This window comes from Streptomyces sp. NPDC015171 (assembly GCF_043079545.1).
In the GTDB taxonomy this organism is placed as follows: domain Bacteria; phylum Actinomycetota; class Actinomycetes; order Streptomycetales; family Streptomycetaceae; genus Streptomyces.
This window is the reverse complement of sequence record NZ_JBIBUO010000031.1, coordinates 25,471-50,593: the sequence shown is the minus strand read 5'-3', so window position 1 is coordinate 50,593 and position 25,123 is coordinate 25,471. Positions and strand designations below refer to the sequence as shown.

The window sequence follows — 25,123 nt, the reverse complement described above, 5'->3', positions numbered from 1 at the left end:
TCCCCGCACCGGGCGACCGGCCCCGTAGCGCCCCGCTCCGGCAGGGGTCAGGTCGGCGTCCGGTGGAGTGCCGCCGGGTCGCCGTCCGCCGGGACATCCCCCCGAACCGACTCGTCCGGCCGCTGCCGGCGGCGGCCGGCGGGTGTGGGGCTGGTGAGGACGGCGAGGCAGGCGACGACGAGGGCGATGCCGGCCCAGCCCGCCGCCGGCAGGCGTTCGCCGACGACCAGGACGGCGAGTACGGCGGCCACGGCCGGTTCGAGCAGGGACAGCGTGGTGGCGGTGCTGGCGGGCACATGGGCGAGTCCCCAGCCGAACAGCAGATAGCCCGCGAACATGGGCACCAGCGCCATGTAGGTGCCGACGGCCGCGTTGGACCAGGAGCTGACGAGCGGGGCACCGGTGGCCAGCAGGACGGGCAGCAGGAGCAGTCCGCCGAGCCCGAAGACGGCGCCCATCGCCGCGCGGGAGGGGATCCGGCGGGTGATGAGCCGGTGCGCGGCCCAGGAGTACAGGGCGTAGGTCACGGCGGCGATCAGACCGAGGCCCACGCCGAGCAGGGTGGCCGCCGGGGACGCCGGTCCGGTGCCGGCACCGGCACCCGTGGCTTCGGCGACGCACAGCAGGACGGTGCCGAGCAGGCCGAGGGCGGCGGCGGCCGTCCAGCGGCGCGTGAGCCGGCGCCGGTCCAGGAAGCGTTCGATCAGGGCCGAGGCGAGGGGGGCGGTGCCGATCGACACCACCGTGCCCACGGCGACGCCGGCCAGGTGCATGGAGCTGTAGAACGCCAGGGGGTAGACCGCCACCGATGCCGCGCCGAGCAGTACCGAGCCGCGCCGCTCGCGCAGACGGGGTGCGTGCCGGGCGATCCGTCCGGCGGCGGCGAGGGCCTGGAGGAGCCCGCCGAGGCCCATGGCTGCGGCGCCGATGGCGAGCGGACCCACGTCCGGCGCGAACGTGGCGGCGGTGCCCGTGGTACCCCACAGCACGGAGGCCGCGAGCACGCACAGCGCTCCCGTCCCGGCGGACCGGCCGGGACGCGAGGGCCGCTTCACAGCCGGTCCAGCAGGGCCGCCGCCATCGAGCGGGCGTGCCGGAGCCGTTCGCCGTCCCCGTCGAGGCCGGCCCGGGCCATCGCGCCCTCCAGGAGGAAGGCCAGGTGCTCGGCCAGCACCCGTGCCTCGTCGGGGCGTTCGGGCAGCAGGCGGGTCACGTGGCCGGCGATGAGGCGCTCGACCTCCTCCTTGTGGGCGCGCACCACGGCCCGGCCCTCGTCGCCGGCCGGCAGCTCGGCGGCGGCGTTCAGCAGCCCGCAGCCGCGGAATCCGCGCTCGTAGGCGAACTCCGCGTGGTCGGCGTACGCGTCGAAGACCGCCAGCACGCCCTCGCGCGGGCTGCCGGCCTGCTCCAGGCGGGCCCGGTAGAGGCCGAGCCACTCCTCGTGCCGGGCGTCCAGATAAGCCCTGACGAGGTCGGCCTTGGAGGAGAAGTTGTTGTAGAGGCTCATCTTCGCCACGCCCGCGTCGGCGGTGATGGTGTCGATGCCGGTCGCCGCGACGCCGTCGGCGTAGAAGCGGCGAGCCGCCGCGGCCAGCAGCCGTTCCCGCGCCGGACGCCGCCGTCCGCTCTCCGCCGTACTCACACCGGGCTCCCTCGTCAGCATCCAGATTAGGTAGGTCGACCTACCTAGAATAGCCGATCGGCGGGAGCAGCGGTGCGGGCCCGGGGCCGCCGGCGGGACGGCCGCGTCAGCCCGCCGCCTTCCTCCAGACGGTGAGCAGGGCCGTGTAACCGGGCGGGTCGAAGGACGTGCTGCCCGAGGAGACGACGTCCGTGAGGCGGAGCATGGCGAGATCGCCCTCGGAGGTGACCGTGCACAGGACGTCGCCCTTCTTGAGGGCTTCCCCCTTGTCCAGCGCGTCGTTGGGCAGCTCCGCGGGAAGCGGCGCGCTGTCGACGGACTGCCGGCAGGTCTCGGGGGCGGTGCCGGGGCTCTTGGCGGTGGCGGTGCGGAAGGTCAGGTACTGGTAGATGTACTGGATCTCGGCGGCGTCGTCGCCGATCTCGCCGTTCGGGTTCACCACGGGCTTGTCCAGGTCGACGGTGATGACCTGCCCGGTGCCCGGCGGCCCGAACGTCAGCGCGCGGTCCTTGACGAGGACTTCGTACGCCGTGGCCGGAGGGTTGCGCCGGGCCCGCGCCGACGGCTTCTCGCCCCCGGCGGTGCCGTGGCCGGCCGAGGCGGTGGCCTGCGCCGGGTGATCGCCCGCCCCGGTCCTGGTGTCATGGCCGGTGTCGCCGTAGACCGACCAGGCCGTGCCGACCGCGGCGGCCAGCACCGCGGCGCCGACGGCGAGGTACACGGGACGCCGCTTGGCAGGGCCGCGCCGGAACCGGGACACGGTGGAGTGCCGCTCCGCGTGCCCGGCGGCGGCCCGCGGTGGCGCCGTGGGCCGGGAGGGGGCGGCCTCGGTGGGGGCGTGGTGCAGGGGGTGGTCGGCGCGCGTGGGCACGTAGGCGGCGGCGGGCCGGTCCCGTTCGGCGGGCTCCGGGGCGAGCAGGCGGCGTACGGCCCGGCTCCGCTCCTCGACCGCCTCGGCGAGCGGTGCGGGGAGCCAGCCGGCGACGTCGCGCGAGGGGCGGCCGGAGGCCCGTTCGCACAGCTCGGCGAGTGCGGCGGGCGCCGGACGGGCGGCCGGGTCCGCGGTGAGGCAGCGCTCAAGGAGCGGGCGCAGCACGTCCGGGTAGCCGGAGAGGTCCGGCGGGCGCTGCGCCGTGTTGGCGATCCGGGTGGCGAGGGCGAGCGCGCCGCCGGAGCCGTAGGGATGCCGGCCGGTGGCGGCGACGGCGGCGATGAGGCCCAGCGAGAACACGTCGCCCGCCGGACCCGCCTCGCCGCCCGTGCCCTGCTCCGGTGACATGAACTGCGGGGTGCCGATGAAGCCGCCGCTGCGCGTCAGCCGGGTGGACTCGGCGGCCCGGGCGATGCCGAAGTCGATGACCCACGGCCCGTCGGCGCCCAGCAGGATGTTGCCCGGCTTGAGGTCGCGGTGCACGACTCCCGCCGCGTGCACCGCGTCCAGGGCGCGGGCGACGCAGGCGACGAGCTGGAGCGCGGTGGCCGCGGGCAGCGGACCGTACCGGTCGACGGCCTCGTCGAGGGGGACTCCCGGTACGTACGTGGAGGCCAGCCAGGGCTGGTCGCCGCTCGTGTCGTGGTCGACCACGGGCACCAGGTGGTATCCGCGGACCCGCCGCGCCGCCTGGACCTCGTGCTGGAACCGCCGCCGGAACTCGCTGTCGTCCGCGTACTCACGGCGGATCATCTTGAGTGCGACGGGCTGGTTGCCCCGGGTGCGGGAGAGGTAGACGGATCCCATGCCGCCCTCCCCGATCCGGGCCAGCAGCCGGTAGCCGGCCAGTTCCCGCGGTTCCTGTGCCGTCAGCGGGCGAAAGACGCCTTCGGTTCCCGTGATGGGACCCACCCCCGTTATGCAGCTGTGCAGCGCTCGTGCCGCCGCATCCTGTCCTCGATGCGGCCGTGTCCAAGATCAGCATCGTAATCGCACACCACCGGGCGGCAGCCGGTCACCGCCTGCGGGCCCGCGGCCCGCGGCGGGGCGGTCACCGGCTCGCGCTCTCCTTGGCCGCGGCGGCGAGGCCGGGCTGGAGGCGGCGGGCGGCGTCGACGTGGTCGGCGGTCCAGATGATCCGGACGGCGGTGGCCGTGGCCCGGCCCCGGCCGTCGACGAGGTCGGTGCGGACCGACTCCACCATGCGGGCCGCGATCTCGGGCCGGCGCCGCAGGGTGTCCGGTACGGGCGTGTTCCGGCCGAGGCCCGCGGCGAGGCCCCGGTACCACTCCGTGACACGGGTGGCGGAGCCGAGGATGGCGCGGTGGGCTTCGGTCTGACCGGCCACGGGGGACGGCGGGCCCGCGCCCCGCCACAGCGAGACGACCGCGTCGGCGGCCAGGCGCAGCGCGGCCACTCCGGTGACGAGCGTGGTCATGTCGGCCAGCGACACGGGCTTGGCGCCGCGCTCGGCCAGATAGGTCCGGAAGGCGTCGTCGAGGCGGCGCGCGGAGGCCGCCGCCTCGCGGTTCTGCCGCTCGGGTTCGCCCGTGTGCGGCGCGGAGGTGCAGTGGCCGAGGGCGTAGTCCACGGCGCCCGCGAGATAGGCGGCGCTGGAGGTGTACGCCTCGGCGAGGGCCTGGTGGACGGCGGCCGCGGCGCCGCGCGGCCAGAAGAACAGCGCGACGACGATACTGACCGCGCAGCCGAGGGCGATGTCCTGGACGCGGAGCAGGGCGATGTGCCAGTCGGGGTTCTGGTCGATGTTGAACAGCACGACGAGGGTGACCGTGAAGGCGGCCTGGCCGGCGGTGAAGGAGATGGCCGCGGGGGCGATGCCGGCCACCAGCACGGCGACCGGGAGCAGGAACCACAGCGCGGCGCCGTGGTGCCCGATCAGGTGCAGCAGCCCGGCGCCGACGAAGGAGCCGAGCACCGTGCCGAGGACGGCCCGCAGGGCGTTCTGGCCGGTGCTGAGCGCGTTGGAGCGCAGTACGGACAGGGTGCCGAGCAGGACCCAGAAGGAGTGCTGTACGCCGGTCAGGTCGGCGAGCAGCACCGCGATGCCGAGGCCGACGGCGCCGCGCAGGCTGTTGTGCAGCCACACCGAGCGGGGCCCGAGATGGGCCGCTGCCCGCTCGCCCGCCGCGGCGAGGGGTTCGGTCAGCGCGCCCGGGTCGCGGCCGAGCAGCCGGTCGGTCCAGGGGCGCTGCCAGGCGGTGGCGGCCAGCTCGACGTTCCCGGCGATCTGCAGGACCACGAACCCCAGCTCCTGGGCGCGGAAGGAGAGGTCGAGGGCGGCGATGAATCCGTAGGTCGCCGCCGGGCTGCCGTCGACCGGGCGGCCGAAGGGCAGGCGGGAGGTCGAGCTCTGCTCCATCCCGTTCATGGCCGTGCGCAGTTCGCTCATGGCGGCCCGCAGCGGTCCGACGTCCCGGCCGGGGTCCGCGAGGAGGTCGGCCGTGCGGTCGAGGACGTCGGCGGAGACGAGCCGTACCGTGCGCGCGGCCGGGTCGCAGGCCGGGGGCTCCTCGGCGGTGTCGGGCTCGTCCGCCAGGATGGTGCTCAGCCAGGTCAGCTCGTCGACCAGGCGGACCAGGGCGCGGGAACTCGTGGCCAGGCCGGTGGGGCGGTACGGGGTGGTGTCGAAGGCGTACCGCAGGTCCGTACTCGCGTCGGCGGTGCGTTCGGCCGCCGCCCGGCGCTGCGCGGGATCGGCGGCGGGGCCCAGTCCGCCGAGGCCGGAGGCGTCCGTGCGCAGGTGCGCGGCGGCGGCGCCGCAGACCCGGGCGGCGGGCCGGCTGAGCGGATCGGCGACGGGACGCGGCCACAGCAGGCCCACGGCGGGCAGCGCCACCGCTGCCGCGAGGCCGGCGCCCGCGAGGCGGTCGGGCAGCTGCGCCAGCGGCACCGGTGCGGTGACCGGCAGGACGAAGCCCAGCAGGAGGGCGGTCGCGCTGCCCGCGAGGACGGAGCTGACGACGCCGCAGAAGAGGATCACGAAGGCGACCAGCAGCGTCGTGACGACGGCGAGCCAGACCGTGGGCGCCACCAGCGTGCCCAGGGAGATCAGCGCCGCCCAGGCCACCGCGAGCCCGGCCTGCGCCCGCAGCCGCTCCATGACGGGGCCGGCGAAGTCGACCAGCAGCAGCATGGAGAAGGAGCCGAAGGCGGCATAGCTCGCCATGGTCGGATTGTGGAAGCCCTCCCCGCACAGGGCGAACAGGGCCGGCATGACCAGCGCGGTCCGCCCGGCCCGCCGCGTGGCCGCGAGATCCGGATCGCGGTCGCGCAACCACGTCGCCCAGCGCGACGCGGGCCGTATCCGCTCCCGGGCCCGCACGGACATGACACCTCCCGTCGACACGGTGACGGCCGGCCGTGACGCACCGCGCCACACGCGTCCCCCACCCCCCATATGCGGACACCGGGCGGGCCCGCGCAACCTAGGCGGGGGCCTCGGCGGCGGGGGCCCGGGCGGGGCGGCGGCGCGAGCGCCGGGATCCCGTCGCCGCACCACGCCCCCTGAGCCGGGTCGCTCAGGACTCCCGGCCCGCGAGGAAGGCGGCCAGGGCCGAGGCCGTCTCCTCGGGTGCTTCGAGCTGTGGATAGTGGCCGACTCCCGGCAGCACGGCGAAGGCGGCGCGGGGGCGGCGTTCGCGCAGGCGGACCAGGACGTGGGCGCCGCTGACGGGGTCCTCGGGACCCCACACGAACAGGAGCGGCCCCTCGTACCGTTCGAGGGAGCCGGTCCAGCGGTCGAAGTGGACGCGGCGTTCGTCGATGTAGCGGAGCAGACGCGGGGCCAGACGGTGGCCGTTCTCGCGGGCCACGGACGTCCACATGTCGTGCAGCAGCGCGTCCGGGACGGGTTTGGCCAGGACGCCGCGCAGGCTCGCGGTGAACCTCTTCTCGTCGGTGAACCGCGCAAGGAGCGGGCCGAGCCGGCCGTGCAGGAGGCGCTGCACGGGGATCGGGCGGTGCAGGTCGGCGTAGAGGCCGCCGTTGAGCAGTGCGGTGCGGGTGATCCGGCCGGGATCGCGGGCCAGCAGTTCCTGGGCGACCGAGACCCCGTAGTCGTGCGCGACCAGCGCGGTCTCGCCGATGCCCAGGCGCCGCCAGAGGGCCTCGATCAGATCGGCCTGTTCAGGGATGGAGTAGCGGTGGCGGCGCGGCTTGTCGCTGTGTCCGAATCCGAGCAGATCGAGGGTGGTCACCCGGCATCCGGCCGCGACCAGGCGCGGGACGGCCGGCGCCCAGTCGTGGGACGAGGTGGGGAAGCCGTGCACCAGTGTCACGGGGATGCCCGTGCCGTCCTGGCGGACGAACAGGCGATGTCCGTTCACCTCCGCCTCGGCGCCGCCGGCGATCCAGTCGGTGAGGTTCATCGGGGGTCTCCCACTCCGTCGAGCAGGGCGGTCAGGCCGAAGCGGAACTCCTGGTCGCCATCGGGAAGGTTGAGCGGTTCGGCGAGTCGTCTGACGAGCGGGTACTCGGGCAGCCCGGCGAAGAGTTCCGTCATCGCGGCCCGCTCCCCGGCGCCGCGTGCGGAGCCGCCGGCGCCCAGCAGCGCGGTGCCGATGACGAAGTGGGCGACGGTCAGATAGATCCGGACGGCCCGCGCCGGTTCCCATCCGGCGCGGATCAACAGGCCGAGGCCGACCTCACGGGCCCGCAGGGCGTGCGGCCCGAGCAGCTGTCCCATGGTGAGCAGCGGTACGACGGCGGGGTGCGCGAGCAGCACCCGCCGGAACTCGTGCGCGCCCGCCTCCAGGTCGGCCCGCCATCCGTCGCCGGTGGCCGGCGGCACCCCCTCGCCGAGCACATGGTCGACGAGTTCCACCAGCAGCTCGTCCCGGCTGGCCACATGCCGGTACAGCGAGGTGTGCCGCACCCCCAGCTCCTCGGCGACCCGGCGCATGGTGAGCGCGGCGAGTCCTTCGGCGTCCGCGATGTCCAGCGCCGCCTGGGTGATCCGGCGCAGTTCGAGACCGCCCGGGCGCGGCCGCTGCCGCTCCCGCGCCGCGTACCGCGCCCGCCACCATGCCGCCGATCCCGCCTTCATGGCGCCACTATGCGTCCACTGGACGCATAGTGCAAGAGCGGGCGCGGACGGACGGGGGTGGGCGGCCGTGCGCGCGAGTACGGGTGCGGGTACGCGTGCGGGTGCGACTAGAAGCAGAGTTCCGCTCGCCCGGGTGACGTGACGTCAGGGCCGTCGGCTGAGCAGATCCGGACCGACGTCGGCGAGCGTGGACCGGCCGGCCAGGGCGAGGGTGAGGTCGAGCTCGGCCATCAGGGAGCGCAGCACATGCCGTACGCCGTCCTCGCCCGCAAGGCCGAGGCCGTAGGCGTAAGGGCGGCCGATCAGTACGGCCTTCGCGCCGAGGGCCAGGGCTTTGGCCACATCGGCGCCCGAGCGGATCCCGGAGTCGAACAGGACGGTGGTCAGCGCGCCGACCTCGGAGGCGATCGCGGGCAGCGCGTCGAGGGAGGCGATCGCCCCGTCCACCTGCCGTCCGCCGTGGTTGGAGACCACGATCCCGTCCATGCCCGCGTCGACGGCGCGGCGGGCGTCGTCGACGTGCTGGATGCCCTTGAGCACGATCGGGCCGTCCCACTGTCGGCGCAGCCACGCCAGGTCGTCCCAGGTCAGGCTGGGGTTGCCGAAGTTGGCCACCCAGTGCAGCAGGGCGAGGTCACGATTGGCGTCGGTGACCGGCCCGCCGACCGCCTTCTGGAAGACCGGGTCGCTCCAGTAGTTCTGTACGCCGATCCCCCGGAGGAACGGCAGGTAGGCGCGGTCGAGATCGCGTGGCCGCCAGGCCATGGCGAAGGTGTCGAGGGTGACGACCAGGGCGGTGTAGCCCGCTTCCGCGGCACGGTGCACGAGGCTGGCCGCCAGCTCGCGGTCCTTCGGCCAGTACAGCTGGTACCAGCGGGGGCCGGCCTCGGCGGCGACCTCCTCCAGCGTGGTCGAGGCGGCCGTCGAGAGGGTCACCGTGACGCCGAGCGCCTTGGCGGCGCGGGCCACGGCGAGTTCGCCGTCCGGGTGGAGGATCCGCAGCACGCCGACCGGGCCGATGATGACCGGGGCGGGCATCTCCGTGCCGAGGACCGTGGTCGAGAAGTCGCGCTCGGCGACGTCGCGGAGCATCCGCGGCACGATCCGCCACTGGTCGAACGCGGCGAGATTGGCGTCGGCCGTCCGCTCGGCCCCCGCCGCCCCCGCGACATAGCCATGGGCCTGCGGGGTCAGCCGCGCCGCCGCCAGTTCCTCCAGCCGGTGCAGATCGGTCGGGAGGTCCGGGACGGCCCCACCGAGGCCGGAGAGGTAGATCTCGTTCTGGAAGTCGGCGAGGTCCAACGGGGCTCCTTCGGCGAGACACGGCTACGGCCGCCACTCTGCGTCCACTGGACGCATAGGGCAACCCCCTGACGGCGGCGGCAGGGAGCGGAAGCCGGACGGACACCGGGGGCGGGGGCGACCACCCGGTCGGCGGCGTCGTCGCCGCTGAAGGCGCCCCCCGGCCGTGCGGCGAACCCCGCCGCCTCCCGTCCGGTGCGGCAGGACCCGCCGGGCACGGCACGTGCCGCCGGGGGCCCCTGGGGTGAGATCATCCCGTTCTGGCCGGATGTGCCGGTCCGAATGGCAGGAGGCGATCGCCGTGCCCGTCCCACCTGTGCTGGTCACCGGCGTCGGCGGCGGAGTCGGCGGCGTCGGACGCACGGTCCTCGACCGCCTCCGTGCCGAGGGCGTGCCGGTCCGGGCCCTTGTGCACCACGACGACGAACGGGCCTCGGCGCTGCGGGCCATGACCGGCGTGGAGGTGGTGGTCGGCGATCTCACCCGCGGCGCCGACGTGGTGAGGGCGCTGGCGGGCTGCCGCCGGGGCTACTTCGGGATGAGCGTGTCGCCCGTCTTCCTGGAGGCCGCCGCGACGGTGGCCGCGGCGGCGCGGGCGGCGGACGGCCTCGAACTGCTGGTGAGCATGTCGCAGCTGACGGTCTCGCAGATGACCCTCACCAGCGACACCGAGTCCCGGCAGCAGCGCCTGCACTGGCTCGCCGAGCACGTCCTCGACTGGTCGGGGGCGCCGGTCGTCCACGTCAGGCCCACGGTGTTCATGGAGAATCCGCTGTTCTCCCGGGTCGCGGTCGCGGGGATCCTGCGGGACGGCACCATCCGGCTGCCGTTCGGGTCCGCCCGGACCTCACCGGTCGCCGCGGCCGACGCGGCGGACGTCGTCGCCCACCTCCTGCTCGCCCCGGCACCGCCGGCCCGCCGGGTCTACGAACTCACCGGGGCCCGTTCCCGTGACATGGCCGCCATCGCGGCCGAGTTCAGCGCCGCCCTGGGCCGTACCGTGACCTACGCCGACGTGCCGTACGAGGAGTGGCTGGCGGACCTCGACGGGCTTGAGCTGCCGCCCCATGTCGCCGAGCACATCGCCACGATGGCCCGGCTGCACGGCGAGAACCGGTACGACCGGGAGACGCACGACATCGCCGACCTGCTCGGACGCCCCCCGCGGGGCTTCGACAGCTTCATCGCCGACACACCCGCCCTGCGGCCGTAGCCGGCGTCCCAGACGCCCGCCCGCACCTCCCTGGCCGCCCCGCCGTTCTCGCGCCGGTCAGCGGGGGACGCCGTGGACCGGTGCGGAGCGGCGGCGTCCGCCGGCGGCCCACGGGGAACACTCCCTGCACGCGCCGCCCCGAGGAGGAACCTCCGCATGACCGCCACCACCCCCGCCGTGCCGGACCAGCAGCGCCAGGTCGAGGACGAGCTGGTCCGCAGGGTGCTCGCGTCCTTCGACGACACACCGGATCCCCGGCTCAAGGAGGTGATGCGGGCCCTGGTCCGGTATCTGCACGCGTTCATCCGCGAGGTCCGGCCGACCGAGGCCGAGTGGCAGCGGGCCGTCGACTTCCTCACCGCGGCCGGCCACCTCACCACCGACCGCCGCCAGGAGTTCGTGCTGCTCTCGGACGTCCTCGGTGCCTCCATGCAGACCATCAACGTCAACCACGAAGCCGCCGACGGCGCCACCGAGGCCACGGTCCTCGGACCGTTCTTCGTGGCGGACTCCCCGGAGATCCCCCGGGGCGGCGACATGGCGGCGGGCGCCCCGGGCGAACCCTGCTGGATCGAAGGCACCGTCACCGACACCGCGGGCGATCCGGTGCCCGGCGCCCGCCTCGACGTCTGGGAGGCCGACGCGGACGGCCTCTACGACGTGCAGTACGACGACGGGAAGCTCGCATGCCGGGCCCGTCTCCACACCGGCGACGACGGCGGATACGCCTTCTGGGGGCTGACCCCCACGCCGTATCCGGTCCCGCACGACGGACCGGTCGGAGCCCTCCTGCGCACCACGGGGCGCTCGCCTCTGCGCGCCTCCCACCTGCACTTCATGGCCACGGCACCCGGCATGCGCACCCTCGTCACCCACATCTTCGTCGCCGGTGACGGCGCGCTGGACTCCGACGCCGTGTTCGGCGTCAAGGAATCCCTCGTCAGGCCGTTCGAACGGCAGCCGGCCGGCACCCCGGCCCCGGGCGGACGCGATCTGTCGGGGCGGAGCTGGAGCCGCGTACGGTTCGACATCGTGCTGCGGCGGCAGTGAGGGCCACCCGCTCCCCCGGCAGCCGCCGCCACCGGCAGAAGAGGAGAAGGCCCCGTGCGATTCGAGCACGAAACCCTGCCGCAGCGCGTGTACTTCGGCTCCGGTGGAGCGGCGGACGCGGTCGGCGCCGAGGCCGCTCGGCTGGGCGCCGCGCGGGTGATGGTGATCGCGTCGGCCTCCGGCGCAGGTCCGGCCGAGAAGATCACCGCGCGGGTGCCGGTGGTCGTGCGCCATGACGAGGCCGTCACGCACGTCCCCGTCGCCGCGGCCGAGCGGGCCCGCGCCGCCGCGACCGCGCACGCGGTGGACCTGCTGGTCAGCGTGGGCGGGGGCGCGGCGACCGGCCTGGCGAAAGCGGTAGCGCTGACCACGGGGATCCCGATCGTCGCCGTCCCCACGACCTACGCGGGTTCGGAGGCCACCAGCGTCTGGGGGCTGACCGAGGGGGCCCGCAAGACCACCGGCAGCGACCCGCGGGTGCTGCCGCGCGCCATCGTGTACGACGCGAGCCTGACCCTGTCGCTGCCGGTGCCGATGAGCGTGGCGTCGGGCCTGAACGCGCTCGCCCACTGCGTGGACTCCTTCTGGGCCCCGCGCACGGACCCGGTCGACCGGGCGCTGGCGGGCGAGGGCATCCGCGCGCTGGCGGCCGGGCTGCCGGCGGTGGTCGCCGACCCGGGCGGGCTCGACGGGCGCGAACAGGTGCTGTACGCGGCCTATCTGTCGGCCCTGGCGTTCTCCTCGGCCGGTTCGGGGCTGCACCACAGGATCTGCCATGTGCTGGGCGGGAGGTACGGACTGCCGCACGCCCAGGCCCACGCGGTCGTCCTGCCGTACGTCCTGGCGTTCAACGCGCCCGCCGCGCCCGAGGCGGAACGCGGGATCGCCGGGGCGTTCGGTGCCGCTTCGGCCGTCGAGGGGCTGCGGCGGCTGCGGAGCGCGGTGGACGCGCCCGTCGCGCTGCGCGACCACGGGTTCCGCGAGGCCGACGTCGAGGACGCCGTGCCGGCCGTCCTGGAGGCGGTGCCGGCGGGCAACCCGCGCCCGGTGACGGCCGAGGACGTACGGCGGATGCTGCGGGCCGCGTGGCAGGGTGCCGACCCGCTGACGGCCGCCTGACGGACTACGCGGCCTCCGCGCCCCGGCCCCGCGCACCTGGCCGGCACCGTGTACGCGGCCGGTCTCGACGGATCGGACCGGCGCGAGATACTCGTCGCGCAGGGCAATCTCACGGGCATCGCCCATGCCGTCCGGCTGGCCGGGAGCTGACCCGTCCCGCGGACGCGGACCGAGGCGTGCGCAACACATGCCTCCCGCATCCGTCCCGGCGCTCCGCGGCGCACCGCCCCCGAAGGGTGGGCGAATCCCTAGTGGCCGGCGGACCGCGCGCGGCAGGGATCCGGCAACGGCCAGACTTGCCCCATGGCTACTCTCAATGGAGCGCCCGCGACCGTGGAGCAGATGACGTGTCTCGCCCTGACGAACTACGGGCATTTCACGACCATGCGGCTCGAGGACGGCGGTATCCGCGGGCTCTCGCTGCACCTGGACCGGCTCGTGCGGGACTGCGCCGAGGTCTTCGGGGCGCCGCTCGACCCGGAGCGGGTCCTGCACTGGGTACGGCAGGAGGTCGGCGCGGAGTCCGGCCCGCTGGTCGTCCGCGTCACCGTCTTCGACCCGGCGCTCGACCTGGCGCATCCGGCCGGGAAGGCGGATCCGCACATCCTCGTGACCACGCGCCCGGCCGGGGCGCTGCCGCCGCCTCCGCTCGCCGTCACGGCCCTGCCCTTCCACCGTGACGCCGCCGCCGTGAAACACGTCGCGCTCTTCGGTCAGCTCCGGCTGCGGCGTGCGGCACAGCTCGACGGGTTCGACGACGTCCTGTTCACCGACTCCGACGGCCGGATCTCCGAAGGCTGCACCTGGAACGTCGGCTTCGTGGACGGGGCCGGAGAGGTGATCTGGCCGGACGCCGAGATGCTGCCGGGCGTCACCATGCGCCTGCTGCGCAGCGCCCACGGGCCCGGCGTCGCACGCGCCGTCCGCAGCACCGAACTGCCGTCCCTGCGGGCCGCCTTCGCCACGAGCGCCGCCGTCGGCGTACGGGCGATCCAGCGCATCGACGACGTGCGGTTCCCGGACGACGACCCCGTGCCGGCGGCGCTCCGGGAGGCCTATGCGGCGCTCCCGGCGGAGCGCCTGTGAGGACGGCGGTCCCTACGACTTTCACTAACGGGACCTCCCTAGGGTCGTGACGGTCCGCGGCGGACCGGGTACGCGCGGGGCCTTTCGTCCAGTGAGAGTCCACTGAAAGGGGACCGGGATCATGGCTGCCACCGGGGATGCCGGAACGCGGGATCTGCTCGCCTGGGTGGGCGAACTCCATTCGCTGGGCGCCGCACTGCACGCCTGGGGCGCTGCGGCGGCGGACGGCCCCCGGCAGGGCGGGGACATCGGTGCGGAGCGAGGGGACGCTGTCCCGCCGGACCTGTCGGCCTGGGCGCCCGCACTGATCCGCGCCTGGGCCCGCATCGACGGATGAACGAGCGCGTCCCCTCCGCCCGCGGGGCGGAGAGGACGCGGGGCTCACTTGACGAAGTCCGGCGCCACCTTGGGCGGCCAGGTGCCCACCTTGAGCACGCCCATCGAGTAGGCGCGGGAGACCAGCGCCGCCCGGTTGGGGACACGGAGCTTACGGAACAGGCAGGTGACGTGGTACTCGACGCCCTGGCGGCTGAGGTACAGCCGGGCCGCCAGCGGGACGGTGGAGACACCGGCGGCTATCCCCTCCAGGATGCGGGCGTCGACCTCGCTGAGGATCTTCTTGCGGGGGGTGGCCATGGCGGGCTCGGCCGCGTCGTCGGGCACCGTCATCATCAGCCAGATGGCCGAGACGTCGGGGGTTCCGCCGCGCACGGCGAACGCCGTGAGGGAGACCCGGAACGGGGTGTCCTCCGGGCCGGCCGCGATGAACTCGGTGGCGAACCGGTCGCGGCGGCCGTCGGTGAGTCCGGCGAACTGCCGCAGCAGCGGCTCCTGGACGCTGGGGTGCACGAGGTCGATGAAGGAACGGTTGACGAGTTGCGGGGCGGAGCCGCCGAAGCGGCGGAAGAACTCGTGGTTCGCCTGCTGGAGCGCGAGGTTGCGGTCGAGGCAGGCCGTCGTGAGACCGGGCTGGTGGAACAGGGGGTGTGCCTCTGCCGGTCCGGGGGCGTCCGCCGGCAGGTCGTGCGTGGCCGGGTTCACCGGGTTCACCGGAGCGGGAGCGGAGGTCGCCAAGGAACTCGTTTCCTTTCACTGCATGCGGGGTGAGGAGGAATTCGCGCCGATCGGCTTCCTGGGTGCGTGCGCTTGTCAGAAAGGCGCTTCCGAGGAATTCTGGTCAGAACCATAAAGACGGTTCGTCAGACTGGTCAACGCCATGTGACGCCGGCACGGGCAAGTTCGTGGCCGTGACCGGCCATGGTGCGGTGCGGGTCGGTGCCTTCGGTGGTTCGGTGCGGTTCGGTCCGCACGACGCCCCAGTTCAGGGCGGACTTGGGAGAGTGGCGGGAGCAGACGGGTGCGGTCGGCCCGAGCACCGAAGACCGGGCTCGGACCGACCGCACCATGACCGGACCACCGAAGGATCGGGGCGGTCCCCGTCAGGTGCGCGGCTCCGTACCGGACCGTTTCAACAGGAGGCCGAGTTCACGTCGTCCGGATATCCCGAGTTTCCGATAGGAATTGGTCAGATGCTTTTCCACGACTCTTGATCCGACGCCGAGTTCCACCGCGATCTCCTGATTGGTGAGACCGTCGCCCGCCAGAGCCGACACACGGGACTCGGTGGGGGTGAGCGCGGTGTCGGGGCGGGTCCCGGTGCCGGTGGCACTCCCGCCCCCCGGCTGCTGAGGCCACCAGAACACACCGCAGGCGGCGGCCAGTCCGGACGCCTCACGCAGCAGGGGTCTCGCCTCGGCGTCGCCGCCGAGTGCCAGACTCAACGCGCGTAGCGCACGGGCGAGTTCGAGTTCGTGAGCGGATCCGCGCAGGATGTGCACCGCGTCGCGCAGCAGGGCGACGCCCTCGCTGTCGCCGCGCAGTCCGCCTCTCAGCCGCTGGGCACGGCCGAGCGCGACCGGTGCGCCCCACAGGAGGGCCTGCTTGTACTCCTCCTCGGCGAGCGCCCGGGCCGCGCGGAGGTCACCCTGCCGGCTCAGCAGGGCGATCGCCCGGGGCCGCCAGGGAAAGAGCACGGGGTTGCGCCACCCGGACGCCTCCAGCCCCCGGCCGCAGTCCAGCACGGTCTCCAACGCGCGTGCGGTGTCCCCGCGTTGGGCTTCCGCGGAGGCGTCGAGGAGCCGCAGCATCGTGGTGAACCCGAGCCCCAGCGGCCGACGCGCGAGGGTGTGGGCCCGTACCCGTTCGCTCAGCGCGGGATCGCGGGTCTCCAGGGCGACGGCGGCCAGCACGATGGTGGCGAGGGCCGCCCCTTCGCGCCGGCCGGACTCGGCCGGCACGAAGGCGCGCTCGGCCTGCTCCCTGGCGTGCGCGAGCCGTCCCCTGGCGAGGGACAGCATGGCCCGCCCGATGTCCAGGAGCGGGCCCGCGGTCCCCGGCGCGGTCCCGTCGCAGGCGGCCTCCGCCCCGCAGAGCCAGGGCCCCAGTTCGTCGACCGCGTCCGCCGCGGCGAGAGCCGACAGCACGAGGGGCAGGACGTCATGGCTCCCGGGGGAGTTGACCGGTTCGCGCTCCAGCACCCGGACCGCCTGCCGCGCCACCTGGGCCGCCGGGAGGCTGCCGCTGAGCGTGACGGCGTGCAGGCGTACGGCGAGCCACTCGCGTTCGGCGGCCGAGCACACCTGGGGCTCCGGCGCCCCGTCACGCAACTGCCGCACCGCGAGAGCGAGTTCGTAGGGGTCCTCACGGGCGCAGTGGCTCAGCCGTGCCTCCAGGCGCAGGGCCAGATCGCGGGGTGTTCCGGTCAGCCGGGCGGGGGAGCCCAGGTCGTCAGCGGCCCGCCGGAGGATGTCCAGGGCGCCGGCGCCGGCGGTGCCCAGGAAGCCGGGCGAGACGTGCAGCGCGGCCGCCGCCCGGTCCCGGGCGGTGCCGAGCAGCGACATGGCCTGGGCGATGTGGCGTTCGGCGGCAGCGGTGTCGAAGTGGCGCTCGGCCGTGGCCAGATGGATCAGCAGCCGGGCCCGCTCCTCCCCCTCGTCCGCGCCGGCCAGCAGGGCGCGGCGCAGATAGCGGGCAGCGGTGTCGGGGGCGCCCCGGCTCAGCGCGGTGTCGGCGGCCGTGCGCAGGACGCCGGCCGACCAGGAGCTGCCGGACGCGGCCACGGCCAGCAGCTGGGCGGCGACCTGCTCGGCGGGGTGTCCGCTCTGGTAGAGCAGGGCCGCCGCCGTCTCGTGCAGCTGCTGGCGCTCGGCCAGCGTCATGGAGGCCTCGGCGGCCTCCTGGACGACCCGGTGCACGAAGCGCGGCTCCTCCTCCCCGGCGAGCAGCCCGAGCTGCCGCAGGGCGCGCGCGGCCACCGTGTATCCGATGGCGTCGAGTCCGGCCAGCCGGGTGACGAGGTCGGGGGTGCCCCGCTCCCCCAGGGTGGCGATGGCCGCCACGAGATCGCGGATCGGCCGGGGCTGGTTGCGCAGGCAGGCCGCCAGACGCTCCCTGAGGTGCGCCGGGATCCGTGATCTGACCGCGGCTGCCTGGTCGGCGGTGGGCCGGTGGCCCGCGAGCGCCATGCCGACGAGCACGGACATCAGGAAGACGGGGTTGCCGCCCGAGGTCTCGTGGCAGGCCCGGACGAACGCGTCGTCGCCGGGCTCGCCGAACTGGTCCCGGACGATCTCGGCGGTGGCGGCCCGGGAGAGCGGGGCTAGGCGCAGCGTCCCGGTGGCCGTCTCCGCGACCTCCCGCACCAGCGGGTCGCGGGTCCGCGGCTCGCCCTCCCGCAGCGCGCACACGATGACCGCTCTGAGGCCGTACGGTCTTCTGGCCAGGTAGGCCAGCCAGCGCAGGGACCAGTCGTCGGCCCACTGGACGTCGTCGACCAGGATCAGCAGGGGCCGTTGCGTGCCGAGTTGTTCCAGCAGTGCCCTGAGGCCGTGCAGGACCGCGTCGGGGGCCGCGCCGCCGTCGGTCTCGGCTGTCGCGGCGGAGTCGTCGCCGAACACCAGCCGTGCGGCGCCCGCCCGGTGCAGGAGCGCCTCGCGGGCGTCCTGCGGCGTGCCGGGTGCCAGGCTGTCGAAGAGCTGGCGTACGACGCCGAAGGCGAAGTCCTGCTCCATGGGGGCCGCGTGGGCGCGCAGCACGAACAGGTCCTGTTCGGGGAAGCAGGAGGGCAGTTCTCTCAGCCATGCCGAACGGCCTATGCCGAGGGGGCCCACCAGCAGTAACAGGGACGAGGTGCCGCCCTCGGCCGCCCGCAGGGCTTCGCGTACCCGTTCCGTCTCACAGACCCGTTCGACCAGCATCGTTCAGCTTCCTTTCCCTCGCACGGACGAGCGCCCGCAGTTCCTGTCGGCCACTGATGCGAAGCTTGGAGTAGGCGCGGCTCAGCCGGAGTTCGACGGTGCGCCGGGACACGGACAGCAACTCGGCGATGCGGCTGTTGCTGTGGCCGTGGGCGGCGAGGACCGCCGTGGCCGCCTCGGACGCCGTGAGCGCGGCCCACAGCGGGCAGGGTGCGGCGGGCGTCCTCGGCGCGGGTTCGAGCCGCTGTGCCAGCAGCCGGGTCCGGGCGGCCATGGGGCTGTGCGGATGGGTGGCGGTGAGCACCGACAGCTCGTCCACGGCGGCCAGGGCCGTGCGCCGGTCCCCGCCCTGCGCCGCCTCCGCGGCGGCGAGTTCGGCGAGCGCGCGCACGAACCAGGGGCTCGCCGGACCGTTCCTGAGCAGGCGGACGGCGTCGCGGATCCCGGCGAGCCGGCCCGCGCCGTCGTCCGGCACGGCGTTCAGCTCGGCCCAGCCGAGCGCTCCGGGTGTGCCCCACTCGCGCGCGAGGCGGCGCTCGGCGTGGCTCAGTCGCTCGGCCTCGGCGCCGCCTCCCGTCCTGCGCAGCAGCCGGGCGGCGCACGAACGCCAGGGCAGCAGCGCCGGGTTGAGGTGGTGCCGGCTCAGCAGCTGCCGTCCGCACTCCTTCATCAGGCCGGCCGCCGCTCGTGCCTCGCCGGCGAAGGCGTGCGCCAGGGCCCGGGCGAAGAGCAGATGGGGCCAGTACGCGCTGTCCTGGGCGGCCCGGGGCACGGGTTCGAGGGCGAGGGAGCGGGCTTCGCGGGCGTGGCCGCGCTCCAGGTCGACGAGGACGCGGACGGCCCTCAGCTGAGGCATCGTCGCCGGATGCCGGCCGGACGGTTTCAGGGACCGCTCGGCGGCGCCGATGTCGCGTTCGGCGACGGCGAGCAGGCCCCGGCGCAGGTTCAGCTCTGCCCGTGTCGCCAGCACCCGGGGAAGGGCCACGCCCATGTCACGGTGGTCGAGTGCGGCCAGCAGGGTGCCGAGTCCGGCCTCCGCCTCCTCGTAGTCCTCGGTGAGGAACAGGGCCCGGCAGGCGGCGAGGCGGGGCAGGACCAGCGCGCCGCCGGCGGGAGCGGCGAGGGCGGCCCGGGCGAGCCGCCGGACGACGGGGAGCCGCTCCCCGCGCACCGCGAGCTGCCAGGCCCGCTGACCGGCCTGGGCGGGCGAGGCGGGCAGGTCGGGCAGCGCGGGCACTTCGGGCACCATCAGCTCGGTGCGCTCGCGTCCGGCCGGTTCGGCCGCCCAGAACAGGGCGATCAGATCGTCCCGCTCGGGGCCCGTGACGGTGGGCAGGGCCTCGGCGGCGGCACGGCGCAGGGTGTCGGCCTCGCCGTCGGCGAGTGCCAGGGCGAGGGCGCGCACCCGCAGTCCGGGCGCGATACCGGGACCGCGGACCAGCGCGCCGAGTCTGCGGCGGCCGGCCTCGGGGGCGGTCACCAGCTCGGCGGCGGCCAGTTCGAAGGTGAGTTCCGCCCGGTGGGCCGGATCGGGTGTCTCGCACACCGCCCGGCTCAGGCAGGCGATGGACCGGGTGTGGTCGCCCTCCCGGCGGGCGGCCCCGGCTGCCCGCCGCAGCACCTGTGCCGCCCAGGGGGCGCCGACCGGACCGGCGCCCAGGAGGAGGGCGGCGACGGCCCGGTCGTCCGCGGCGGCGCGGTGGGCGAGTTCGGCGGCGCGGGCGTGCAGCTCCGCCCGGTCCCGGTGGCTCATCTCTTCCAGCACCCGCGGGCGCACCTGCGCTTCGATCCGGGGTCCCGAGGTGCCCGTGGTGACGAAACCGGTCGCCTCCACGGCGGAGCGCAGCCGGGCCCCGCCGAGGTGCCGAAGACCGGCGAGCCCGCAGACCAGCGGGAAGTCCAGCAGGTCACCGCAGACGGCGAGGGCGCGCAGCAGGGCGACGGTCTCCGCGGGCAGGCCGCGCAGGCCCCGCTCGACGTGGTCGCCGAGGACGGCCGCGCCGATCGTCCGGAGTTCCGGCACCCCGCTCTCGTCGGGTGCGTGTCCCCGCCGTGCGAAGCGGCGCATGGTGTCCCCGAGCACCGCGGGGTTGCCGGTGCTCGCGTGGTGGGCGGCGCTGAGGAAGGCGTCGGCCCCCGGCACGCCGCAGGTGTCCCGTACGACGTCGGCGACGTCGGTGCGGGCCATCCGGTCGAGCACCAGCTCGCGCATGCCGACCGCGGCGGGCGGCGAGGCGGTGACCTCCCGCCAGTCGGGGCCGCTGACCGTGACGCCGCAGCCGCCGGCGAGCACGGCGAGCGGGGCGGCGGCGGCCCGCCGGATCAGCAGGTGCAGCCAGCGCAGTGACTCCTCGTCGAGCCACTGGGCGTCCTCGACGACGACCAGGGTGGGCCGTCCGCGGGCGGTGCGCAGCACCTCGGTGAGTCCGGGCGGGCAGTCCCGGCGCCCCTCGTGCGGCGGTGCGGCGGGGAGGTCCGCGCCGGGCCCGGTCAGCGGGTGGAGCAGCTGCGTCACCACGCCGTAGCGCAGCCCGGACTCGTACGGTGTCCCGCGGGCGCTGAGCACGCGCAGGCCCCGGGCCTCGGCGGTCCTGGACGTCCAGCGGGTGAGGGCGTCCTGGCCGAAGCCGGTCGCTCCGATGACGGTGACGGCGGTGGAGCGGCCCGCGCTCAGGTCGGTGAGGACGGAGCCGAGCACGGCCAGTTCGCGCCGGAGGTGGCGCGGGACGCGGGCGGGCGGGGCGGAGTGCGACCGGGGAGCGGTGGAGGCAGACATGGTGGTACCGGGTCTTCGGATCGTCGTGAAGGTGAGGTGGTCGCCGTGGCGCCGCTCAGCTCGCGCCGGCCGCCGGCGCCGGCTGGACCCCGGGGGTCGCCGGTATGTGCAGGACCGAGGCGAGCTGCTCCCGCCCGGTGACGCCCAGCTTGCGGTAGACGCTGGTCAGATGGGTCTCCACGGTGCGTATCGTCACGCACAGCCGCTGTGCGATCTTGCGGTTGCTCGCGCCGAGCAGCACCATGCCGACGACCGTGCGCTCCGACCTGGTCAGCAGGTCGGCGGGCGACCCGGTGATCGCGCCCATGCGTCCGCCGGCGGTGATCAGCATCCGCCGGGCCGCGCGCGCCTGGGGCAGCGCGCCGTGGCCGCCGGCGATGTCGGCCGCCGCGCGCAGATGGCGGCGGGCCGCCGAGCGGTCCCCTCGGTGCAGCAGGGCCCGCCCCAACTCGTACTCGGCGCGGGCGTGTTCGAGCCGTGCGGGTGAGCGGCCCAGGGCGGCGGTGGCCTCGGCGAGCAGCCCGATCCGCTCCGCGGGGGCGGCGATGACGCCCCGGGCGAGGGCGGCGACGCCGAGGGCGCGGGGTGTCCCCCACCGGCGTGCGGCCTCGGCGCCGAACTCGGCGTAGCCGCGCGCCTCGGCGGGGCGGCGCAGGGCGGCGAGGATGTGGCAGGCGTCCGCCCACCAGGGGGCGAGGACGGGGTTGACCAGGCCGGCCTCCTCCTGGGCGCGGCCGCTGGCGCGCAGGAGGTCGAGCGCCGTCTCGCCGTCGCCCAGGGCCCAGCGGGCACGGGCACGTGTCATCAGGTAGACCTGGTGGTCCAGCGCGAAGTGCGTGGCCTCGGCCGGGTTCACCGCGGCGAGCAGCTCCTCGGCGCGGGATGCCTCGCCGCGGCCGGTCAGCGCACCGGCGAGGATCAGCCGAGGCAGCAGCGGGCGGGTGTCCCGCCCGGTGTCGCCGGCCGCGTCGAGGGCGGCGCGTGCGGCGGTGACCGTGGCGTCGAGCGCTCCGGTGCCGGACAGCAGCAACGCGCGTGCGGTCAGGGCGAAGACGCGGGAGCGGGGGGCGGCCGTCTCGCCGGACCGCGGGGCGCGGTCCACGGCGTGCAGGGCGTCGGCGGTCTCGTCGGCGAGGGCCAGCGCCGCGCACGCGGCGAGCAGCGGCCATCCGTCGCAGGGCTGTCCCGGACGGCCCAGGGCCCGCCGGGCCTGGCGTACGGCCAGTTCCGGGGTGCCGCCGTACAGGGCGGCGACGAGCGCGCCGAGCGCGTCCTCGTGCGGCTCCGCGCCGCCGGGGTACGGGGGGACGCGTGCGAGGCGGGCAAGGACGGCGTCCGCCGCGTCCTGTCTCGCCCGGCCGGTGAGGAGGACGACGGACTCCAGTGCGGTGCGCAGCCGGTGCCCGGCGGGGCCGCCGCCGTCCCCCTCGGCGCCGAGTGCGCGCAACGCGGCGACGGCCGCTTCCCGGGCCGCGCCGGGTTGTTGCGAGGCCAGGCAGGTGGTGGCGTAGGACACGGCGATACCGGCCCGGGCCCGCGGGTCGGCGGCCCGCTCCAGCACGTTCCGGAAGGCGGGTCCGGCCTCGAACGGGTCCGTCCGGGCGAGCAGCCCGGCCAGTCGCAGCCGCACCCCGTCGTCCTCGGGTGCCGCGCCGAGCAGCCGGCGCAGATAGGCCGCGGCGGCGGCGGGTGCGCCGAGGTCCTCGGCCTCCGTGGCCGCGTCGCGCAGGATGCCGGACATCCATGGTTCGGGGGTTCCCGGCATCTCGACGAGGTGCCGGGCCGCCTCCTGCGCGGGGCGGCCCGCGTCGCTCAGCACCAGCGCGGCCCGCTTGCGCAGCCGGGTCAGGGCGTCGGTGCCGAGCCGGGCGAGCAGGGCGGACCGTACGGCCTCGTGGACCGGCCGGGTCCGGCCGGGGGCGAGGGCTCCGGTCTCCCGCAGCGAGGCGAGGGCCTCCTGGGCGAGCGTGGTGGAGACTCCGGCGAGCGCGGCGATGTGTTCCGGCGCGGCGCCGTCGAGGAGGGCGAGCGCGGTGGCGACCGCGCTCATCCAGGCGGGCCCGTGGCCGAGCAGTCTGCGCACGGCGAGGGCGATCATCGCGATGCCGAGGTCGTGGGCGCGGCGGCAGCCGTCGGCGTCGGGCCGGGTGCCTTCCCTGTGCAGTGCGCGCAGCAGGCGGGCGGCGGTGCCGGGGGCGCCCCCGCAGACCTCCGCGACCCGTGCGACGAACGCGGGGTCGACGGGTGCGGCGAAGACGTGCCGGGCCAGTTCACCGATCGCGTCCGCCTCCAGCGGTCCGAGGACCAGCCTGGAGCAGGCGGGGCTGGCGGTGAGGTACGGCCAGACGCCGGTGCCCGCCGAGTCGTCCTCGCCCCGCCGGGCGAGGACCACCAGCAGGGGCAGTCCGTCGGCGCGGCGCAGCAGGAACTCGAACCAGCGCAGGGAGAGTTGGTCGCATCGGTGGGCGTCGTCGAGGACGAGGACGAGCGGACGCTGCGCCGCCAGGGCGACGGTGAGCCGGTACAGGCCCTGGAACACCGGATAGGCCGATCCCGCGGCGGGCTGTGCGCCACCGGCGGCGGGCGCGGCGAGCGCGGGCAGCGCCTGCCGGGCGGCACCCCGCAGCAGCGGATGGTCCGCCGCTCCCGCGCTGGCCAGGCCGAGGGCGCCGTACAGCGCGCGCACTCCGGCGTACGGCGGCACGGCCGTCGCATTCCCGGCGCACCTGCCACGCAGCACTGTCATGTCTTTAACACCGAGGTCGCTGGAAAACGCTTTCAGGAGGCTGCTTTTACCCATTCCGTCGGGCCCCGACACCACCACGATGCCGGCCCGCCCCTCCCGCGCGTCCCGCGCCCGGGCAGCGAGCATCGACATCTCGCCAGCGCGACCGAAAGTTGCACCGCCGCACGAATCACCGGGCGCCGTTTGGCTGAATACCACGTTCCCCCCGCTATCCGCAAAGATGCCGGCCCCCGTCGAAGCTCCTTGCAGTAAGACACAAAGCTGCGTGAACCAGGCCAGGTTACCCGATCGAGATGTGGCCGACTATAAGGGACCCATTAAGAAGCGCCAGCCAAGAAAACTTGAACATCAGGAACGGTTGCCCTTTGAACAGAAGAGCGGAGCCGGGGGAACAGCCGGTGCCGCGGCCGGGGCGGGTCCGTAGGGGGCGGCGGACCGGGCCGCCGGGCGAGACTAAGGAAATCCCGGATCCGGCCATGAGACCACAGTGGGTGTGCAGCCAACCAGCCCCCCGGCCATGCCCCTAGGAGTCCGATGAGCACCCCGCAGCGGCCGATCCTGTTCGTGAGCCTCCCCGAAAGCGGCCTGCTCAACCCGCTGCTCGTGCTGGCCGGCGAGCTGTCCCGGCGGGGCGTGCCCGATCTGTGGTTCGCCACGGACGAACCGCGCCGCGCCGACGTCGAGCGGCAGGTCACGGGCAGCCCGGTCGAGTTCGCCTCGCTCGGTGAGGTGTTCTCCGAGCTGTCCGCCGTCACCTGGAGCGACGAGGTGTACCGGGAGGTCACCCAGACCTCGCGCTTCCGGGCGCACCGCGCCGTCGTCCGCCAGTCGTACCGGCCGGACCTCCAGGCCGACAAATACCGGCGGCTGGAAACCGTCGTGGACAAAGTGAGACCGGCTCTCATGGTGATCGACTGCGTAAGCGGTTTCGCCGTCGACCTGGCCGTCAAGCGGGGCATCCCCTTTGTGCTCAGCGTTCCTTTTCTGCCCAGCAACGTACTGACGTCGCTGAATCCTTTCGGCCCGTCCGGAACACCGCGCGGTTTTCCGGTCCCGCACTCCGGTCTGCCTTTCCCGATGACCTTCACTCAAAAGATCCGTAACGATCTCTTCAAGTGGCGCACCCTGGGGATGTTCTTCCATCCCGCCATGGGAAAGGTGCTCTCCGCGGACGCGCGCATGCGGAAGGAACTCGGGCTGCCGAAGCCGAGTCCCATGACCAGGGTCAAGCTGGCCGAAATCATTCTGTGCAATTCGGTTGCGGAGTTGGACTATCCCTTCCCGGTGCCGGAGAAGATGAAACTGGTCGGCGCCATGGTGCCCCCGCTGCCGGAGACGGGGCCGGACGCCGGCGACGACGGCCTCACGGACTGGCTCGACGCCCAGTCGTCCGTCGTCTACATGGGCTTCGGCACCATCACCCGGCTCACCCGGGACCAGGTCGGCTCGCTGGTCGAGGTCGCGCGGCGCCTTGAGGGCCGGCACCAGTTCCTGTGGAAGCTGCCGCGCGAGCAGCAGCATCTGCTGCCGCCCCGGCAGTCGCTGCCCGGCAATCTGCGGATCGAGAGCTGGGTGCCCTCCCAGCTCGATGTGCTCGCCCATCCGAACATCGGCGTGTTCTTCACCCACGGCGGCGGCAACGGCTTCCACGAGGGCATCTACTTCGGCAAGCCCCTGGTGGTGCGCCCCCTGTGGGTGGACTGCTACGACCAGGCCGTACGCGGCCGGGACCTGGGCATCAGCCTGACCCTCGACCGTCCGCGGGACATGGATCCGGACGACGTCGTCGACAAGCTCACCCGGGTCCTCGGGGACCCGTCGTTCCGTGAACGCGCCGCGCACATCGGCGCGTTGCAGCGCGCGGCGGGCGGCCGGACGACGGCCGCCGACCTCCTGCTCGGACTACCCGCTCTGGCATGACGCGGCCCGCACACGAA

17 protein-coding genes are annotated in these 25,123 nt (G+C 74.8%); 6 read left to right on the top strand and 11 right to left on the bottom strand.

Going from position 1 to position 25,123, the window contains the following annotated elements; translation table 11 throughout:
- Positions 1 to 47 precede the first annotated feature (47 nt).
- The 7 genes from ACF073_RS40115 to ACF073_RS40085 all read right to left on the bottom strand — a co-directional run bounded on the left by ACF073_RS40115 (position 48) and on the right by ACF073_RS40085 (position 8,940).
- Positions 48 to 1,004: a DMT family transporter gene (locus tag ACF073_RS40115; protein ID WP_392076481.1), complete on the bottom strand. Its 957-nt coding sequence runs from the start codon at positions 1,002 to 1,004 to the stop codon at positions 48 to 50.
- A 47-nt stretch (positions 1,005 to 1,051) separates the two neighbouring features.
- Complete coding sequence (locus ACF073_RS40110) at positions 1,052 to 1,663, bottom strand: TetR/AcrR family transcriptional regulator (RefSeq protein WP_392076480.1); 612 nt, start codon at positions 1,661 to 1,663, stop codon at positions 1,052 to 1,054.
- Positions 1,664 to 1,748: 85 nt separating this feature from the next.
- Positions 1,749 to 3,485, bottom strand: a complete 1,737-nt coding sequence (locus ACF073_RS40105; RefSeq protein WP_392076479.1) for a serine/threonine-protein kinase — start codon at positions 3,483 to 3,485, stop codon at positions 1,749 to 1,751.
- A 139-nt stretch (positions 3,486 to 3,624) separates the two neighbouring features.
- Positions 3,625 to 5,922, bottom strand: coding sequence for an FUSC family protein (locus ACF073_RS40100; RefSeq protein WP_392076478.1), 2,298 nt, complete (start codon positions 5,920 to 5,922; stop codon positions 3,625 to 3,627).
- Between the two features lie 190 nt (positions 5,923 to 6,112).
- Positions 6,113 to 6,961: an alpha/beta fold hydrolase gene (locus ACF073_RS40095; protein WP_392076477.1), complete on the bottom strand. Its 849-nt coding sequence runs from the start codon at positions 6,959 to 6,961 to the stop codon at positions 6,113 to 6,115.
- Positions 6,958 to 7,638 carry a TetR/AcrR family transcriptional regulator C-terminal domain-containing protein gene (locus tag ACF073_RS40090; RefSeq protein ID WP_392076476.1) on the bottom strand — a complete coding sequence of 227 codons (681 nt, stop codon included), beginning with the start codon at positions 7,636 to 7,638 and terminating at the stop codon, positions 6,958 to 6,960. The genes ACF073_RS40095 and ACF073_RS40090 overlap by 4 nt, the downstream gene beginning before the upstream one ends.
- A gap of 144 nt (positions 7,639 to 7,782) precedes the next feature.
- Positions 7,783 to 8,940, bottom strand: coding sequence for a lactate 2-monooxygenase (locus ACF073_RS40085; RefSeq protein WP_392076475.1), 1,158 nt, complete (start codon positions 8,938 to 8,940; stop codon positions 7,783 to 7,785).
- Between the two features lie 301 nt (positions 8,941 to 9,241).
- Between ACF073_RS40085 and ACF073_RS40080 the strand changes: the two genes are divergently transcribed.
- The 5 genes from ACF073_RS40080 to ACF073_RS40060 all read left to right on the top strand — a co-directional run bounded on the left by ACF073_RS40080 (position 9,242) and on the right by ACF073_RS40060 (position 13,745).
- Positions 9,242 to 10,153, top strand: coding sequence for an NAD(P)H-binding protein (locus tag ACF073_RS40080; RefSeq protein ID WP_392076474.1), 912 nt, complete (start codon positions 9,242 to 9,244; stop codon positions 10,151 to 10,153).
- A 156-nt stretch (positions 10,154 to 10,309) separates the two neighbouring features.
- On the top strand, positions 10,310 to 11,203 hold the full coding sequence (locus tag ACF073_RS40075) for a dioxygenase (protein ID WP_392076473.1): 894 nt from the start codon (positions 10,310 to 10,312) through the stop codon (positions 11,201 to 11,203).
- A gap of 54 nt (positions 11,204 to 11,257) precedes the next feature.
- Positions 11,258 to 12,322 (top strand): maleylacetate reductase, encoded by a 1,065-nt coding sequence (locus ACF073_RS40070; protein WP_392076472.1) that lies wholly within the window; start codon positions 11,258 to 11,260, stop codon positions 12,320 to 12,322.
- 303 nt (positions 12,323 to 12,625) lie between these two features.
- A complete protein-coding gene (locus tag ACF073_RS40065) occupies positions 12,626 to 13,408 on the top strand; it encodes an aminotransferase class IV (protein WP_392076471.1) in 783 nt (260 codons plus the stop codon).
- 121 nt (positions 13,409 to 13,529) lie between these two features.
- On the top strand, positions 13,530 to 13,745 hold the full coding sequence (locus ACF073_RS40060; RefSeq protein ID WP_392076470.1) for a hypothetical protein: 216 nt from the start codon (positions 13,530 to 13,532) through the stop codon (positions 13,743 to 13,745).
- 44 nt (positions 13,746 to 13,789) lie between these two features.
- On the opposite strand, the gene ACF073_RS40055 is transcribed toward ACF073_RS40060, so the two are convergent.
- The 4 genes from ACF073_RS40055 to ACF073_RS40040 all read right to left on the bottom strand — a co-directional run bounded on the left by ACF073_RS40055 (position 13,790) and on the right by ACF073_RS40040 (position 23,384).
- Positions 13,790 to 14,482, bottom strand: coding sequence for a LuxR C-terminal-related transcriptional regulator (locus ACF073_RS40055; protein ID WP_392076469.1), 693 nt, complete (start codon positions 14,480 to 14,482; stop codon positions 13,790 to 13,792).
- Between the two features lie 365 nt (positions 14,483 to 14,847).
- Positions 14,848 to 17,664, bottom strand: a complete 2,817-nt coding sequence (locus ACF073_RS40050) for an AAA family ATPase (protein ID WP_392076468.1) — start codon at positions 17,662 to 17,664, stop codon at positions 14,848 to 14,850.
- Positions 17,642 to 20,440 (bottom strand): AAA family ATPase, encoded by a 2,799-nt coding sequence (locus ACF073_RS40045; RefSeq protein WP_392076467.1) that lies wholly within the window; start codon positions 20,438 to 20,440, stop codon positions 17,642 to 17,644. Before ACF073_RS40045 ends, ACF073_RS40050 begins: the two co-directional genes overlap by 23 nt.
- A 55-nt stretch (positions 20,441 to 20,495) precedes the next feature.
- On the bottom strand, positions 20,496 to 23,384 hold the full coding sequence (locus ACF073_RS40040) for an AAA family ATPase (RefSeq protein WP_392076466.1): 2,889 nt from the start codon (positions 23,382 to 23,384) through the stop codon (positions 20,496 to 20,498).
- A gap of 336 nt (positions 23,385 to 23,720) precedes the next feature.
- Here ACF073_RS40040 and ACF073_RS40035 point away from each other — a divergent pair, with 336 nt between their 5' ends.
- Entirely contained in the window at positions 23,721 to 25,106 is a 1,386-nt protein-coding gene (locus ACF073_RS40035; RefSeq protein ID WP_392076465.1) for a glycosyltransferase, read from the top strand.
- Positions 25,107 to 25,123 lie beyond the last annotated feature (17 nt).